Source organism: Exiguobacterium antarcticum DSM 14480 (assembly GCF_000685865.1).
In the GTDB taxonomy this organism is placed as follows: domain Bacteria; phylum Bacillota; class Bacilli; order Exiguobacteriales; family Exiguobacteriaceae; genus Exiguobacterium_A; species Exiguobacterium_A antarcticum.
Genome location: NZ_JMKS01000003.1, coordinates 1,361,501 through 1,377,583 on the forward strand (window position 1 = coordinate 1,361,501; position 16,083 = coordinate 1,377,583).

Sequence of the window (16,083 nt, forward strand, 5' to 3'; positions counted from 1 at the left end):
TAGCTTTCTTTTTTTATTCGGTTGCTGAGGTGACATAATCACCTGAATTGTTTCTAATACTAGTAATCTTGTGATCGTTTGTCAACCGTTTTATGTAATTCTTTCATTTCTTCTTTCATAACGTGAAACAGGACTTTCCCTTCCATTTCCAGAAGTCTCCTACAAGACTACAGCAGGAGGAGGAACTGATCGTGAAAACATACTATATCGTCCGCCATTGTGAAGCAACCGGGCAAGCTCCCGATGCTCCTTTGACGAAACAAGGTCAAAACCAGGCAGACGCACTCGCCGACTTTTTCAAGACCATCCCGGTCGACCGGATTGTATCCAGTCCGTTTCGCCGGGCACGGGAAACGATTTTACCTCTCGCCACTCTTCATGATTGTCCGGTTGAAATCGAGGATCAGCTTCAAGAACGGATTCTCAGCATCTCGCCTTTAAGCGATTGGCGCACTGCCTTACAGCAAACATTCGTCGACCTAGATCTCCGGTTTCCCGGTGGTGAATCAAGTCGTGAGACGATGGAACGAATGTCGTCTGTACTCGAAGAAGCGTTGCTCTATCCCGCCCGTCATACTGTACTTGTCACGCACGGAAATGCGATGGCCTTATTATTGAAATCAATCGATTCGACCTTTAGTTACGAGGACTGGAATCGGCTACGCAATCCCGAAGTGTATCGTCTCGTCCAGACGTCTGAGACTCTGATTTACGAACGGTTGAACTTCGGCTGAACAGAACAGTAAAAAGGTGAAAGGTATTTTTCATGTATTCGACAAACGCATACGAATACTTTTAACCTATTCTTTTAACTTATGGAAAACATAAGAATTATCTATTTTACTTCCCCTTCGAACTCCGCTACATTTAACGAATTGATAACAAGATGAAGTAATTCGAATCCCCGTGTACGCGGAGATTCGGCTTAGGAAAAGAAGGGGTATCTTATGTCTACACAATCCAATCATGCACGTAAAGGTTACTTGATGATGGCCGTTCTCTGGTTCGCGTATGCGACGTTCGCCATGAACTGGGTCGCTGGATCCTCATTAACACCACAGATTACGGCTCATTTCTTCGGAGACCGGACCGTCGATCCATTGATCTCACAACTCGTCAACTATTCAATCACGACAGCACGCGTTTTTGCGAATATCTTAGCAGCACTCATCCTGATGAAGCTTGGACCGAAAAAAGCACCGATGCTCGCCTTGTTGTTCTTGATGATGTCGATCGTTGCCATCTATCTGCCGAACTACTGGGCCTACACAGCAGCACGGATGGTCATGGGCCTTGGTGGTTCGATGGTCATCGTCTACATGAATCCGGTCGTCACCCGCTACATCAGTGATCCGACGGAAAAACTGCGGATCAATGCGCTGAATACCGTCTCCTATAATGTCGGAGCGTTCGTCGTTTCGTTACTGTTTACGTTTTTTGCGACACAGTTCACGAACAACTGGCAACTGACGTTGACGATTTTTGCTGCTTTGACAGCCGTCCTGTTCCTTGCCTGGTTGATCTTCAGTGAAGAATTTGATTTGAACACGGCAAGTGATCAAAACGAAGTCGTCACGGCCTACGGCTACGGGGATGCGATCAAAGATCGGTTCCTCTGGAAGTATGCTCTAGCGTTTGGTGGTTTCTTAACGCTCTATATCCTGTCGCTCGTCGGACTCAAACCGGTGTTTGATACGTATACGGAGTTAAACGGATCACTCGTCAATCTGCTCGTCTCCGGTGCCGGCATCATCGGGACGTTTGTCGGTCTGAAAATCGGAAGCCGTGGTACACCGCGAAAACCGATTCTTCTGATCAGCGGATTCGTGATGATCGGCAGTTTCATCGTTACGGTCGCGTTCGGCAACATTTCGCCACTCGTTTCGTATGTCTTTGCCTTCGTTTCCGGGTTTGCGATGTACATCCAGTATCCGATTTTCATGAATCTGGCCCACGAGATGAAGGGCATGACACCGCAAAAAATCACCGTCTTATTCGGTCTGTTCTGGGCGATTGCCTATGCGACGCAGACACTTTTTACGATTCTTTGGAGTTATACGCTCGGACAAATGGGATACACGGCTTCGATGGTCGTCTTTTTCCTTTGCTGTTCGACGTATCTGCTCTTCAGTGTCTTCTTACCGGAAACCAAACCAAAACAGGCGGTTCCGGCTTCGAAAAAAACAGCCTGATTCGCAACAATCCCCAGAGTCGTTCGCGACCTGGGGATTGTTTATTTTCGATGGGCACCGTATTGATGCCGTAAGATGAACAGTAACCGGATCAACGGTTCATGGTATGAAATGAACGTACCTTCCTTGATGCCGGCAATGATCTCGTCTTCCGTCGCCCACTTGACGGCTTGGACTTCTTCTTCCTGCAACGTCAGTGTCGTCAGATCAACGTCCGTTTCGATTAAGTAATAGTCGTCAAACCCCACTTCAAACGGAATCGTCATATGCGGACGCCGTCCTGCGAATGACAGGGATAGTCCCAGTTCCTCAAACAATTCACGCTCTGCTGCCGTTTGACTCGTATCTCCCGTCGTCGCACTGCCACCGACGCTAAGGTCCCACATATTCGGCCAGCCTGACTTAAACGGTTGGCGTTGTTGAATCAACATCTGTCCCTGTTGGTTGAAGAGACAGACATGAACGACGAGATGGTAGTCCCCGTCCTGCAACTCTTTCCCACGCGGCCATGTCCGTCCGGTCTTTTGACGGTCGGCTGTATAGATATCCCATTGCTCCATTCACTTCTTCCTCCCTGTCCAATTGTCAGAAAAGAGCGTGGAGACCGTCTTATCCGCTTTCGCCCGGTCCAGTCCGAGCACGACACTTAAAAACAGTACTTCTGCTGCGTCATCGAATACCGTCAGTTCGTACTGTTTTCCGAAGCGGACCCACCGTCTTTTGCCTTGCCCGATTTTGTTTCCCTGGTACATGACGCTAAATGCCATCGTCGACCAATTGATGTCGATTTTTAGTTCACGGCTGTCAATCCGGTAATCTGAAAAGATAAAAGCACCTGTTTTTTGGATCGTCGCGATGACACGTCCGTCGACTTCCACGAGGACATGCGGCAACATACTGAATGTTTGTTTCGTTACACGACCGACCTTTGTTTTTTTATGAAGGAGTTGCCAGTTTTTCTGCATTTGAAATACTTGTCCCGTCACTTCATACGTAATCTGTCCGGCTTCATCTTGAATCGTGAATCTCCTGTTTAACTCAAACGTCTGTTTCATCAAAAGTTGCTTCATCCGTCTCTCCTATTCTGTTAAGACGACGCGTTTGCCGCATCGTCTGCCTTCACACAATCAATCGCAACGACGAGCGCAATCAGAATCGTCTCCATCGCGGCATCAATCACCTGAATTTCGTAGCTGTCGCCAAACGACAACCACTTTTTCTCAACCTGTCCGACGACTTCCCCTTGCCGCTTGACCTGGAAATCCATGTCCCACCAGTTTCCGTCAATCTCGATTCCAGCTGCGTCAATCGTATAACGGGCTTTGAACAACGAAAATTCCTTTTCGATCGTCATCGTTTGTCCATCGACCTCAACAAAAAACTTCGGTCGGAGGCTGAACGTCTTTTTCGTGATCGTCGCCACTTCTTCCCCATCCGTCGTCGTAATCGAAAACGACTTCGGAATTTTCATGAAGCTGCCTTCGACGAGATACTGATCCTGTTCTTGTTCATCCTTAATCGAAAAACGGCCTCGTAAACTCAGTGCTTTCTGTTTCATGTACAGTGTATGCATCCGACTTCATCCTTTCGTCTGTCCAATCAGCCTGCCCGATTCTCTTCCGGCACCCCCGGTAGTTAGGTTTGCATTCCATATACAAGTGGTATCGAGATACAACAGTCCTCTCTATCAAAATTAGGCGAGAGTACTCCCACTTCTAAACGAAGTGAAAGTGGGAGGTGAATCGCCCCCCTCCCTTTCGGGTATAATACCTTTCAAGGAGGTGAAAATCATGTTGAAGCATAAGGCCTACAAATTCAGAATCTACCCGACAAAAGAGCAGGAAATCCTGATCGCGAAGACCATTGGTTGTTCGCGCTTCGTCTTCAACCACTTTTTAGCGAAGTGGGATGAGACGTATAAAGCGACAGGCAAAGGACTGTCTTACGGTTCTTGTTCGAAAGAAATCACGATGCTGAAGCAAGAGTTCGACTGGCTGAAAGAAGTCGATAGCCATTCGCTTCAATCGAGTGTCAAACACCTGACCGATGCGTATGACCGCTTCTTCAAGAAGCAGAACGAACGGCCTCGATTCAAATCGAAGCGCAATCCCGTCCAATCATACAAGACAAATATCGAGAAGAAGAACCAGCTTCCCGAGGTCTCAATCGTCGGCAGCAAGCTCAAACTTCCTAAGCTGAAGTGGGTGCGTTTCGCCAACTCGAGGCAGGTCGCAGGACGCATCTTGAACGCGACCATCCGGCGTAACGCTTCAGGAAAATACTTCGTCTCCCTGCTCGTCGAGCAGGAAATCCACGAACTGCCGAAGACCGGTTCATCCGTCGGCGTAGACGTCGGGTTGAAGAACTTTGCCATCCTGTCGGACGGTACGGTATACAAGAACGACCGCTACTTCCGTTCGCTCGAGAAAAAGCTGGCGCGCGAGCAACGCAAGCTCTCTCGTCGTCAGCGCATGGCCTTGGACAAGAAAGTGAAACTTTCCGAGTCGAAGAACTACCAGAAGCAGAAGCGAAAGGTCGCCCGCATCCACGAAAAGATTGACAACAAGCGAACCGACTTCCTTCACAAGGTATCCACCGAGATCGTCAAAAACCACGACGTCATCGGAATCGAGACCTTGCAGGTGAAGAACATGCAGAAGAACCGCAAGTTGAGCAAGTCCATCTCCGAGGTCAGTTGGTCGGAGTTCTTCCGCATGCTCGAATATAAGGCGGACTGGTGCGGGAAGAACGTCGTGAAGGTCGGGAAGACCTTTGCTTCCAGCCAACTGTGCTCCAGTTGCGGACATCAACACAAAGACGTGAAACATCTTGGCTTGCGTGAATGGACATGTCCGAATTGCGGGATCCACCACGACCGTGATGTGAACGCAGGACTGAATCTTAAACGAGAAGCTAAACGCATCTTGGCTTCTTCAACCGTCGGGACGACGGGGCTAGCCTGATCAGGTTTCGACCGTCAGGTCGAATAACTCAGGAATCCCCCACCTCTAAGCAAGGCGTAGGTGGGGGTAGTTCAACGTATCCTATCCGACAGATATGCCCTTCCATCCCTTCCCATCCTCATCACTCCGCCGCTCTGTCCTTTGAAGGAGGCACTCCTATGTCGACCGATACAATCATTCTGACGATCATCCTGACATTGATTTCGCTCATCCTCTTCGTCCCGCTTTCACTTGGTCTGTATCTCTGGAACATCGATCACAGACAACAAGAACATTCCATCTTACGGAACTTCCCGGTTCTCGGGAAAATCCGTTATATTCTCGAAAAGATTGGTCCAGAACTCCGGCAATATTTGTTCCTCAACAACAATGAAGACAAACCGTTTTCCCGGAATGATTACAAAACAGCGGTATTATCCGGTAAATATAATACGCGGACGATGGGGTTTGGTTCCGAACGGGATTTTGAACAAGCGGGTTTTTATCTCCAAAATGCGCTTTTCCCGACCAATCGGCAGGAATTGCGGGTCGACAATCAGTATACGGTCTCGACGCATTTGTATCAGCTCGATCAAGATAATCTGTTGACACGAAAAGAACATCTGGTCGAAAAACAAATCGCTCCTTTTTTACTCCCGGCACGTGATGCTCCGATTATCGGTGAACATACCTGTCGTCAACCGTTTCAAGTGTTTGGATTGATTGGTCAATCCGCGATGAGCTTTGGCGCCCTCGGGGACCGGGCGATCACAGCTCTATCAATCGGTCTCGGACGCGCACGTGGGACCTGGATGAATACCGGGGAAGGCGGATTATCCGACTATCATCTAAAAGGGGACGTCGACATCATCTTCCAGATTGGTCCCGGACTTTTTGGTGTCCGGACGGAAGACGGGACCTTTTCGCTCGAGGAATTCAAAAAGAAAAGTGAGCTGACACAAATCAAAGCGTTTGAGTTGAAACTCGCCCAAGGTGCAAAAACACGCGGTGGACACCTCGAGGGAGAAAAGGTGTCGGCTGAAATCGCGGCGGTCCGGAACGTCAAAGTCGGCGTCAGTATCGATAGTCCGAACCGATTCAACGAATTCAAGACAGCAGAAGAGATGCTCGCCTTTGTTGAACTGTTGCGCGAAACAGGCGGCAAACCAGTCGGGATCAAACTCGTCGTCGGTAACCTTCATGATCTTCACGAACTTGTCGCCTACATGGCGGAGTCCGGAAAACATCCTGATTTCATTACCGTGGATGGGGGCGAAGGCGGGACGGGGGCGTCGTTCCAAGAACTCGCGGATGCAGCCGGTTTACCACTCAAGTCGGCCTTGCCGTACCTGCATCAGTTACTCGTCGCTCACGGCATCCGTGACCGGATCAAACTGTTTGCTTCCGGAAAACTCATCAGTGCCGATAAGATTGCCGTCGCCTTAGGGCTCGGCGCTGATTTCGTCAACATCGCCCGCGGATTGATGTTTAACGTCGGCTGCATTCAAGCACAGGTCTGTCATACGAACCACTGTCCGGTCGGGGTCGCGACGACCGATCCGAAACTCCAGCAAGCGTTGATCGTCGATGAAAAAAGTTTTCGGGTGACGAACTACATCATCTCGTTGCGGGAAGGTTTGTATAACTTGACCGCCGCTGCCGGACTAACCTCTCCGACCGAGTTATCGGCAGCACATATCATCTATAAACAATCAAACGGACAAGTCACACCCGCCACCGCCTTGATTCATTATCCGACACCCCCCCTTTCCTAAACCATCCACTTGCACTTTTTCTTTATTACGCTTAAAGTGTATAGTTGATGAAATTTTAATTGAGCAAAACGAATTACCTTAAGGAAAGGGTTTTATATACGATGAAAAACAACTTTTGGCAGGACCTGCCACGACCATTTTTTGTACTTGCACCAATGGAAGATGTCACGGACGTCGTCTTCCGTCACGTCGTCGCGAAAGCGGCACGACCGGATGTCTTCTTTACTGAGTTCACGAACACCGAAAGTTATTGTCACCCGAAAGGCAAACAGAGTGTCCGCGGACGCCTTGAGTTCACGGAAGATGAACAGCCGATGGTCGCCCATATCTGGGGCGACAAACCGGAATATTTCCGTGAGATGAGTATCGGGATGGCGGAAATGGGCTTTAAGGGTATCGACATCAACATGGGCTGCCCGGTTCAGAACGTCGCCGTCAACGGAAAAGGATCGGGGCTGATCAACCGTCCCGATGTCGCCGCTGAACTGATTCAAGCAGCAAAAGCCGGCGGTCTGCCGGTCAGCGTCAAGACACGTCTCGGTTACTCGAAAGTCGAGGAGTGGCACGACTGGTTACGCCACATCCTCGAGCAAGACATCGCCAACCTTTCGATTCACTTACGCACGCGCAAAGAGATGAGTGCCGTCCCGGCGCACTTCGAACTGATTCCGGAAATCAAGAAACTCCGGGATGAAATCGCGCCGCAGACACTCTTGACAATCAACGGAGATATCAACGACCGGCAACACGGTCTTGAACTCGTCGAGCAGTACGGTGTTGATGGTGTGATGATCGGACGCGGGATTTTCCATAATCCGTTTGCGTTCGAAGTCGAAAAGAAAGACCATTCGAGTGAAGAATTACTTGATCTGTTACGTCTGCAACTCGACTTACACGATCAGTATTCATCTGAATTCGAACCCCGTCTCTTCAAGCCGCTGCGTCGGTTCTTCAAGATTTATGTCCGTGGTTTCCGCGGCGCCAGCGAATTGCGTGCCCGTTTGATGGACACGAATTCAACGGATGACGTTCGCGCACTCCTTGACGAGTTCGTCGAACAAGAAGGCATTCACGCTGTTAATTCGTTTTCGATTTAAGAAAAAAATAGAAGCACAAAAAGAGAGAAGCAGCTTAGGCATCGCTTCTCTCTTTTTGTCGTCCCTGTTTTTTAGATATTGTGACACACTTACCCGTTTTTCATATGGAATGACTCTGTTAACGTGAACGTAATGTTTTTGAGCTCAAGCCCGCCAAGTGCAAAGTACAGCTTGAAGTAGTTGTGCGGATTAAAGACGAAGACGTCTTTCGTCTGCGTCACCCATTCGCCGTTTGTCCCGTTGAATGTAAACGTTGCGACTGGCATATTGTTCGCAAACAACGTCACCGGCATCTGCGCCAGTTCACCGGCATATGACCGGGCCTCGAACGTGACGTGATACATTCCCGTTTCTTCTGCCGTGACGGCAAAGACATGACTGCTTCCAGTCGACGTATCGAGTTCATCAAATACGATCGGGACGCCGCTCTGAAGTTGCTGATGCGTCACCGCCTGTTCGTTGAGCTCATCTGTTTCTTCCGGTAATCCGGTGACGTCGACTGTCGATTCTTGACCGAGCGTCCGTTCCATGACCGGTGACCGCAAGATGAACTGACAAATGTTCGCCGCACTCCGTAACAATTCCGCCCGTGTCAACGTACCGTCTGCAAGCGACGACAACGTATCATCCTCAAACGGATTCGCACCCGGTTCCCCGACGACCATGTAGAGATCGTTTTGCGAACGGACCATCGTCGCCGTCTGTTGACGATTGGCTTCCGTTTCTTCCGTATTAATCTTCGCCCACCAGTCGGTCATGACGACACCGTCAAAGCCCCACTCATCACGGAGAATCCGCGTGTTCTGATCATACAATCCAGCGGTCCACAGTCCGTTGACGGCACCGTATGTCGTCATGATGGCATAGGCCTGTCCCCGTTTGACGGCATGCTCAAATCCTTTGAGATAAATCTCACGCAAAGCCCGTTCCGAGACAATCGAATCGAGATCATGGCGATGGAATTCCTGATTGTTGGCACTTAAGTGTTTAAGCGTTCCGGTCACACCGACCCGGTGCATGCCGTCGAGCTGGGCGACGGCCATCATTCCTGTCAGGTGCGGATCTTCCGAGAAGTATTCGAAGTTCCGGCCGTTGAGCGGATGACGGTGAATGTTCATCCCTGGTCCAAGCAATGTATCAATGCCGTTTTTCCGGAGCTCGAGTCCTGTCATTTCAAACAGGTCCGCTACGAGATCCACGTTGAACGTCGAGGCGACAAGCGTCCCGTTCGGTAACGAAAAGGCTTTTGTTCCGATATCCATCCGGATGCCGGACGGGCCGTCGGCACAGCAGGCTGCCGGAATACCGAAGGCCGTCAACCGATCGGTGACACCGCCAAAAGCAGCCGCCGTGCCCGGAGTGACACGCGGTGAGTTCATCCCCTCACCGCGGACGATCGCCGCGAGATCCTCATCCGTTAACTGATCGAGGAAAACGTCGAGTGATGTGTTGCCTTCGTAGACATCTTTCAGTGTCAGTCCTTGATCGTCCGAGTACGTTCGATCAGCAGGTCGCTCGGCTAAGCGACGGGCTTCCGGATCCATCTTCCGTAGCGGTGTTGCTTCGTACGTGACGTCATACCCGGTCTCTGTCTGTTGCGGCTTTAACCGGTCGAATGCCGTGACCGGTGACATGTTCTCGCTTAACGTCTCGGTGACACGTAACGTATCGATCGTTTGCGTCGCCACGTGCGCCGCTGTCCGGACGTCCGTGCCGACGTACAGGTGATAGGCCCCTGCTTCGATGACGTAAGATGATTTATGGCCGGTCACACCAGCATCATCGTAACTTGCATATTCCGTCAGTGGAACGGTCAACGTCAAGGTCTCCTGTTGACCCGGTTCGAGCTGCTGCGTTTTCGCAAAGGTCACGAGTCCGCGGACCGGATTGCCGAGTTGTCCCTGTGGTTTCTCAAGGTACACCTGCACGACTTCTTTCCCGCTGCGCGTCCCTGTATTCGTGACGGCAACCGTTAACGTCACCTGTTGCTCCGTCATATCGACCGTATTTGTTACGACATCAAACGTCGTATAAGATAAGCCAAATCCGAACGGATAGAGGACGTCGTCCTTCGCAAACGTCTCGAAGTAACGGTATCCGACATAGATGTCTTCCTTGTAAATCGCCCGGTCCTCATGGCCGAAATACGGTGTTGACGGGTACGCGTCGAGGGAACGGACAATCGTATCCGGCAGTTTCCCGGATGGTGTGACCGCACCTGTCAAGAGATCGACTAGTGCATTGCCGCCTTCCATTCCGCCTTGCCATCCATACAAAATCGCACTCGGGTTAAAATCAAGTGCCCACTGCATGTCGATGACATTGCCGACGTTTAACAAGACAACCGTCTTCGGGAACGTCTGCGAGACTTTTTCGATCAATGTCAATTCGACGTCCGTCAGCAGGTAACTGCCCGGGTCTGCCGTATTGTCACGGTCTTCACCCGCCGTCCGACCGATCATGACGATGGCGACATCCGACTGCCCCGCTGCCTGAGTGACGACTTCATCCGTGACGGACATTTCTTCCTGCGACCATGGTTCCGCCGCCCAGCCTTCGCCTTTATCAAACGGATGGTCCTTGAGCCATGCCTCGTAGACGTCGAGCAATGATTGGTTCACCGTCAGGTCCGGGTGTTGCTGCAGGGCTTCCAGCGGACTTGTCACGTGCGACACGTTGACCATCCCACCCGATCCCGTTCCGCTTTTATAATAATTAAACTGATTGCGTCCGAAGACCGAAATCGTCGTCCCCGCTAAGAGCGGCAACGTCTGTTTGTCATTTTTCAGAAGGACCGCACCTTCTGCGACCGTCTGCCGGGCCAGTGCCGTATAAGCGTTCCAATCTAATGTATATGTCGTCATCTGCTCATCTCCCTATGGTTTTTGTATCAGATTTCATTACAGCAAACCGGCCTTTCAGACCGTTCGCGATTTCCGTGATGCAGTCTTCCGCTTGCGGATACTGTCCGAGTTTTTCGATAAAAGCATGATCCATGCCGTTATATTGAATCCGTTTTGTTTTAACGCCGGCACGTGCGAGTTTCCGTCCATACGCTTCGCCTTCGAGACGGAGATAATCATATTCCGCCGTGATGATCAATGCTTCCGGTAGTCCTGCCAGCTTGTCGCTGAAGAGCGGGGACACATGCGGATCCTGGACGTCCGTCGTCCCTTGCAGGTATAGGCGGTTCAACAAGCCATCCGTGTCTGCAAGAGCTGTGACGATGCCTTCGAGGAGTTCCCGATTCTCGTTCATTTCATAGTCATCAAGACGCCACTCGAAATCATCTGTCGGCAAAGCGGCGAGATTGACGACCGGGTAGAGCAGGACTTGATACTGGATCATCCGTGTCTGCTGTTCGCGGTCAAGCAGGGCACAGACGGTCGCTAAGTTTCCACCGGCACTGTCCCCGGCGACAGCCAGTTGTGTGCGGTTGATTCCGAGCTCTTCCGCCTGTTCGTAAACCCATGTGACGGCAGTGAAACAATCGTTCAGACCGGCTGGAAATGGGTGTTCCGGTGCTAAGCGATAATCGACGGAAATGACGACGACGTTCGCCCGCTCCGCTAAAAGCCGACACGGATGTTCGACCGGTTCAAGCGTTCCACCAAAAAAGCCGCCGCCGTGAAAATAGACAACCGCCGGTAGCAGTTCCGTCGACTGGGGACGATAGACCCGCGCCAGAATCGGTTGCGCGACGCTTGGAATCAACACTTCTTCTGTCGTGATCACCGTCGTCGTTAAATCTGTATTGACCCAGCCCATCCCGGCCCGCGCTGCTTCCAGTGAAAACGGGACAGATTCAGCTAGGTGCTCTTGTTGCTGCTTGAGCGTGACTGCTAAGACACGCGGATCAAGTACCCCACGTTCTTTTCGGTCGGGCACCGGTTTGATGACGACTTGAACACCGTCTTGCAGCTCACTCGTCATGTCCGTCGCTAAAAGATCAACCAGTTTATTGTAGTCCTGCGCCATGAATCTTCCTCCTTCAACCGAATCATATTCCTGCTTATCAGAGATATCTCATTTGTCAAAATAAGTATCGAAACCGCTTTCGTAAATAATTAAAAAAAATGTTCGATATCTTTTTTTCTCAAAAAGATACCGCTTACAAAATCAATCATACGCATCTTCATCCGATTAATCAATCATTCTGGATGATTCAAAAAAAGGCACCCGTCTTTCGTGTACTTTCCTTGTCGGAATGACGCGAAACGAGTGCCTTTTTTAATTAACTTAAAATATTTTCTTCCGAGACAAGCTTGAAACCGTCGATGATCGTGTCTTCCTCAACTTCGATCAAGAGACACTGTTTCCCGTTGTAATTGACTTGTTTGATGTACTTCAAGTCTTGTGGACTGACGGAGATGTTCGCGACTTTTGTATTGATTTTGATCGATTTTGCTTCGTAGTTCGGGACGATGTTACTCGCCTTCATCTCATATGCCGTATCATCGATGACCGTCTTGAAGGCCTGTTCGACCTGTTCCGTGCTGATGTCTTCGATGCCGCTTGCTTTTAAGACCCGTTCCACTTCTTTGACGTTAAGCATCGGAATGTCTTCCGCCTCATCTTCCTTCTCGTCTTCTACGACGAGCAGATGATTCACTTCCTCGTAGACACCCGCCAGTGTTTTCGAATCAACTGATTCGCCGATGACGAGTTTGACGATCTCTTCAAACACGGCTTTGTCTTCTTCCGCCGTCACGATCTGGTCACCGTTCAAGACGTTTTCGATAAACAGAAGGTCCGGTTTGTTTGGTTTGCTTGCCGTATAGAGGACACGGTTGACGTCCGCCGCGTTGTCCGTAAAACACGGGAATAAAAAGCCGCCGATTGGTGAAGCCAGTTTGATGACCGGATTGATCAGCAGGTTCGACTTGAACTCGAGATCGACATAGTCAAAGACAAGCGACTGTTTCGGCAGTTCCGTCTGATTGAGACTGCTGAGAATGAACGGTGTCGTATAGACTTCATCGTTCTTATCGACTTCCGTCTCGTCCGCCTGCCGTTTCGTTGTCTTGTAATACTGTCCGCGGATGAAGGTGACAACAATATCGTTGTCGTACTGGACGTCCTGGACCATCTTCAATGCAATCTGTTGCATCTGTTCCGTCCAGTCTTCCGTCTCTTCCGTGTACAATCCTTCATACAGCAGTTGCTGCGTATGTCCGGTCGCCCCTTCTTCCGGTTGCTGGAACTTGACCTCAAACAGCTTGATGTCGAGTTTCCCGGTCAGGACTTTCTTGAAGTTCGCGAGGAACAGCTCCTGTTGCTCGAGTTCGAGAAAAGCGAACGGTCGGCTTTCTTCGTAGAATATTTCACTCGTTTCCTTGCGGATATATACGTTATAAATTTCGTTGATTTTAAGTAGTTCCGAGTCGACCTTAAAATGGCGACGGATATCACTGATGTCTTGTTTGTTCATGGTACGGTCTCAGCTCCTTGGCGTTTGAATTCCTGATAACTTCTCAACTCATGTCCGAATCGAACAGAGGTACCCCTTTACTATACAAGAGTTGAATTTTTTTATGTTGAAAGTCCCAGCAATTTTAAATCATTCACTTTGTTTTTTGTCTAATATTGATTTTATTTTTTTAAGTAATTCCTTTCTCTATTACTTTGGACCTAATTCCAAAAAAATATTTTTAATAAAAAGTATTCAACTTTTATAATATTTACATTATTTTAACCCTATCCAAAATGTTCAATGGGATACTGGGAGATGTGAGAGATTTCTTTCACGACCATACATAAGAGGAGGCAGTTCATGTTCCAGAAACTCAAGTTACTCGCCGTATCGTTTGTTTTGTTCCTCACTGCATTTCAGTTCGACCTCTCACCCGTTTCCGCCCTTCCGTCCGGTATTCCGTCAAAAGCGACGGCGCAATCCGAGCTCAACGCGTTGACAGTCAAGACCGAAAGCACGATGATCGGTTACTCCCGTGATCTCTTCCCGCATTGGAGCAGCCAAGGAAGCGGCTGTGATACCCGACAAGTCGTCTTGAAACGTGATGCGGATTCTTATGTCGGCAACTGTCCGGTCACGTCCGGCTCATGGTACAGTTATTATGATGGACTGACATTCACGAATCCGTCCGATCTCGACATCGATCATGTCGTGCCGCTCGCGGAAGCATGGCGGTCAGGTGCAAGCAGTTGGACGACAACGACACGTCAGGCGTTCGCAAACGACCTCAACGGTCCGCAATTGATTGCAGTCTCCGCAAGTTCGAACCGTTCAAAAGGTGACCAGGATCCGTCAACATGGAAACCAACCCGTGCCGGCGCAAGCTGTGCGTACTCGAAGATGTGGATCAACACGAAAAGCCGTTGGGGCTTAAGTCTCCAATCCTCTGAAAAAACAGCACTGCAAACGATGCTGAACACGTGTACTTACTAAGAAGGAGTCGATTCGATGGAAACGAAAACCTCTACTTTCACCGCCACGCATGGCGTGATGACGAATGAAGTCGGCGTCATCAGCGGCGAACTGGAATTACGGACGACCTGCCAAGAAGATGGCAAACTCGAACTCGCCATCTCCTACGTCGGCTCAACCGACGTTTACACATTACCCGGCAAGGATTATCAGCTGCATGATGTCCGCGACCACGAAGTCGTGCACCGGATGCTCGCGACGGTGCTGGAACGGACATAAAAAGTATAAAACAATATAATTCTTTTGATATCTCCCTTATAAAGATAAGCAGTTCAATGAATCTGCTTATCTTTATAAAGGGATTTTTCATTACAACACATCTTTAGAAATGCTATCTCATTTCTTAAACACGGAATTTACATACCCATAGTTTAGATAGTGCTATTATTTGGTAATAATGTTTAAAGGAGGCGATATAGAAATGGATGATTCAGTTACTCGACTGCTCATGAAAAAAGTAAAAAAGTATAAGAAATGGACAGAGGAAGGGTTTGTCAATCCGGTGTATTGGATGGTAAATGGAACACCTTATTATATGGCTGGATTTACTAAGAATAATGCTCCTGTGGCAACAGCATATTTGACCATCGGTGATGAAAAGCTAGACGAGGCATTAGAGGCTCAAAGACACTTGGCGATTTTTGCCGACTTAAATAATAATATATTTGATATCGGAACAGTTTTTTTAAAAATTAATTCAAACTATTTTACACAACCGCTCAGTATACCTGTTGATGACGCTAATTTGTCTGTATTGACTGGAAAAGAAGCATTTTCAGAGCTTTGGAAAAATCAGCAAAAAATATTTTCGTTAGTAACTGAATATAAGCAATATTATGAGAGCGATATATTAATACGTCGGGAAATCTTTATGAAAGACATTATTAAAACACAGGAAGCAGCAAATTTATTGACACTTTATCAATACTTAAATTTAAAAATTTTACTTGATAACAATGATGAAATACATGCTTTCTCTTCTTTTTTAAAGACAACGAAACAATGGAGGAAACTTGATCGACAATCTAAAAAGTTCGTTCAAGGAATTAGTGGTAATCCTGGGAAAATGCGTAAGAGCATGGACAATCTGAACCTTATCATAGATGACGATTTTGAAACCATGATAACCTTGAATTACAATAAAATGATAGAAGAAAATAAACCAATAATTGAAGGGCAGCGAAAATACATACGCTATCCTAAATAATCTACAGGTCGTTATACATTTTTCACTTACTCGTTACTAAAGATTAAAAATACGTCGATTGATGTTGCTCCTATTTATCGAATACATTTGATTCATGATGAGAATTATTTATCAAATAATTTATTTAAGGGAGTTCTGTATGAGAGAAATTTTGATTGGATCAGGTGTAGCGCTGAGTAGTGCCGGTATTTTCATGTTGTTGTATGGACATATCCCACAGGGTTTTATCGGTTTGGTTACGGTCACTTTTGGTGTAGCCCTAGCAATGTTAACGAAAAAGAAGAAGGTAGATTGACCGTTATCTATAAGGAGGCAACGCCATGATCCATGAATTGATTCGAGCATCTGACTCTATCGCAATCAGTGGATTTATTGCAACGTGTGCTGAACAAGAGAATGATTTGATTCTTTCTAAAGGGGGTGGA

Annotated in this window: 14 protein-coding genes; 8 read left to right on the forward strand and 6 right to left on the reverse strand. The window is 48.5% G+C overall.

Annotated features, from left to right (window positions below; all coding sequences use genetic code 11):
- Positions 1-191: 191 nt before the first annotated feature.
- Both P404_RS0107820 and P404_RS0107825 read left to right on the forward strand, forming a co-directional pair.
- The gene (locus P404_RS0107820; RefSeq protein WP_026830474.1) at positions 192-734 is read left to right on the forward strand and encodes a histidine phosphatase family protein; all 543 of its coding nucleotides are present in this window, start codon (positions 192-194) and stop codon (positions 732-734) included.
- Between the two features lie 213 nt (positions 735-947).
- On the forward strand, positions 948-2,192 hold the full coding sequence (locus P404_RS0107825; RefSeq protein WP_026830475.1) for an MFS transporter: 1,245 nt from the start codon (positions 948-950) through the stop codon (positions 2,190-2,192).
- Positions 2,193-2,233: 41 nt separating this feature from the next.
- On the opposite strand, the gene P404_RS0107830 is transcribed toward P404_RS0107825, so the two are convergent.
- Genes P404_RS0107830 through P404_RS0107840 form a run of 3 tightly spaced genes read right to left on the reverse strand, consistent with a single transcriptional unit; the run spans position 2,234 to position 3,765 of the window.
- A complete protein-coding gene (locus tag P404_RS0107830) occupies positions 2,234-2,752 on the reverse strand; it encodes an NUDIX hydrolase (protein ID WP_014971712.1) in 519 nt (172 codons plus the stop codon).
- Positions 2,753-3,262: an LURP-one-related/scramblase family protein gene (locus P404_RS0107835; RefSeq protein ID WP_026830476.1), complete on the reverse strand. Its 510-nt coding sequence runs from the start codon at positions 3,260-3,262 to the stop codon at positions 2,753-2,755.
- 17 nt (positions 3,263-3,279) lie between these two features.
- Positions 3,280-3,765 (reverse strand): LURP-one-related/scramblase family protein, encoded by a 486-nt coding sequence (locus P404_RS0107840; protein WP_026830477.1) that lies wholly within the window; start codon positions 3,763-3,765, stop codon positions 3,280-3,282.
- Between the two features lie 217 nt (positions 3,766-3,982).
- On the opposite strand from P404_RS0107840, the gene tnpB reads away from it, so the two are divergent.
- The 3 genes from tnpB (at position 3,983) to P404_RS0107855 (ending at position 8,006) form a co-directional block, all read left to right on the forward strand.
- A complete protein-coding gene (tnpB, locus tag P404_RS0107845) occupies positions 3,983-5,155 on the forward strand; it encodes an IS200/IS605 family element RNA-guided endonuclease TnpB (RefSeq protein WP_026830478.1) in 1,173 nt (390 codons plus the stop codon).
- 158 nt (positions 5,156-5,313) lie between these two features.
- Entirely contained in the window at positions 5,314-6,909 is a 1,596-nt protein-coding gene (locus tag P404_RS17440) for an FMN-binding glutamate synthase family protein (RefSeq protein ID WP_051590472.1), read from the forward strand.
- Between the two features lie 101 nt (positions 6,910-7,010).
- On the forward strand, positions 7,011-8,006 hold the full coding sequence (locus tag P404_RS0107855; protein ID WP_026830479.1) for a tRNA dihydrouridine synthase: 996 nt from the start codon (positions 7,011-7,013) through the stop codon (positions 8,004-8,006).
- 89 nt (positions 8,007-8,095) lie between these two features.
- Here the strand turns inward: P404_RS0107855 and P404_RS0107860 are convergent, their stop codons facing one another.
- From P404_RS0107860 to P404_RS0107870, 3 genes are all read right to left on the reverse strand, one after another.
- Complete coding sequence (locus P404_RS0107860; protein WP_026830480.1) at positions 8,096-10,870, reverse strand: glycoside hydrolase family 3 protein; 2,775 nt, start codon at positions 10,868-10,870, stop codon at positions 8,096-8,098.
- A gap of 4 nt (positions 10,871-10,874) precedes the next feature.
- Positions 10,875-11,984: an alpha/beta hydrolase gene (locus P404_RS0107865; RefSeq protein WP_026830481.1), complete on the reverse strand. Its 1,110-nt coding sequence runs from the start codon at positions 11,982-11,984 to the stop codon at positions 10,875-10,877.
- 256 nt (positions 11,985-12,240) lie between these two features.
- A complete protein-coding gene (locus tag P404_RS0107870) occupies positions 12,241-13,437 on the reverse strand; it encodes a DUF4317 domain-containing protein (protein ID WP_026830482.1) in 1,197 nt (398 codons plus the stop codon).
- 342 nt (positions 13,438-13,779) lie between these two features.
- Here P404_RS0107870 and P404_RS0107875 point away from each other — a divergent pair, with 342 nt between their 5' ends.
- From P404_RS0107875 to P404_RS0107885, 3 genes are all read left to right on the forward strand, one after another.
- Entirely contained in the window at positions 13,780-14,412 is a 633-nt protein-coding gene (locus P404_RS0107875; protein WP_014971720.1) for an HNH endonuclease family protein, read from the forward strand.
- Positions 14,413-14,427: 15 nt separating this feature from the next.
- Positions 14,428-14,670, forward strand: coding sequence for a hypothetical protein (locus P404_RS0107880; RefSeq protein WP_014971721.1), 243 nt, complete (start codon positions 14,428-14,430; stop codon positions 14,668-14,670).
- A 202-nt stretch (positions 14,671-14,872) separates the two neighbouring features.
- Entirely contained in the window at positions 14,873-15,658 is a 786-nt protein-coding gene (locus P404_RS0107885) for a hypothetical protein (RefSeq protein WP_026830483.1), read from the forward strand.
- Positions 15,659-16,083: the final 425 nt, after the last annotated feature.

What these genes read in the sequence shown, in the direction of transcription:
- P404_RS0107825 (WP_026830475.1), top strand. Translation starts at nt 948, where the DNA reads ATGTCTACACAATCCAATCATGCACGTAAAGGTTACTTGATGATGGCC.
- P404_RS0107830 (WP_014971712.1), bottom strand. Translation starts at nt 2,752, where the DNA reads ATGGAGCAATGGGATATCTATACAGCCGACCGTCAAAAGACCGGACGG.
- P404_RS0107835 (WP_026830476.1), bottom strand. Translation starts at nt 3,262, where the DNA reads ATGAAGCAACTTTTGATGAAACAGACGTTTGAGTTAAACAGGAGATTC.
- P404_RS0107840 (WP_026830477.1), bottom strand. Translation starts at nt 3,765, where the DNA reads ATGCATACACTGTACATGAAACAGAAAGCACTGAGTTTACGAGGCCGT.
- tnpB (WP_026830478.1), top strand. Translation starts at nt 3,983, where the DNA reads ATGTTGAAGCATAAGGCCTACAAATTCAGAATCTACCCGACAAAAGAG.
- P404_RS17440 (WP_051590472.1), top strand. Translation starts at nt 5,314, where the DNA reads ATGTCGACCGATACAATCATTCTGACGATCATCCTGACATTGATTTCG.
- P404_RS0107855 (WP_026830479.1), top strand. Translation starts at nt 7,011, where the DNA reads ATGAAAAACAACTTTTGGCAGGACCTGCCACGACCATTTTTTGTACTT.
- P404_RS0107860 (WP_026830480.1), bottom strand. Translation starts at nt 10,870, where the DNA reads ATGACGACATATACATTAGATTGGAACGCTTATACGGCACTGGCCCGG.
- P404_RS0107865 (WP_026830481.1), bottom strand. Translation starts at nt 11,984, where the DNA reads ATGGCGCAGGACTACAATAAACTGGTTGATCTTTTAGCGACGGACATG.
- P404_RS0107870 (WP_026830482.1), bottom strand. Translation starts at nt 13,437, where the DNA reads ATGAACAAACAAGACATCAGTGATATCCGTCGCCATTTTAAGGTCGAC.
- P404_RS0107875 (WP_014971720.1), top strand. Translation starts at nt 13,780, where the DNA reads ATGTTCCAGAAACTCAAGTTACTCGCCGTATCGTTTGTTTTGTTCCTC.
- P404_RS0107880 (WP_014971721.1), top strand. Translation starts at nt 14,428, where the DNA reads ATGGAAACGAAAACCTCTACTTTCACCGCCACGCATGGCGTGATGACG.
- P404_RS0107885 (WP_026830483.1), top strand. Translation starts at nt 14,873, where the DNA reads ATGGATGATTCAGTTACTCGACTGCTCATGAAAAAAGTAAAAAAGTAT.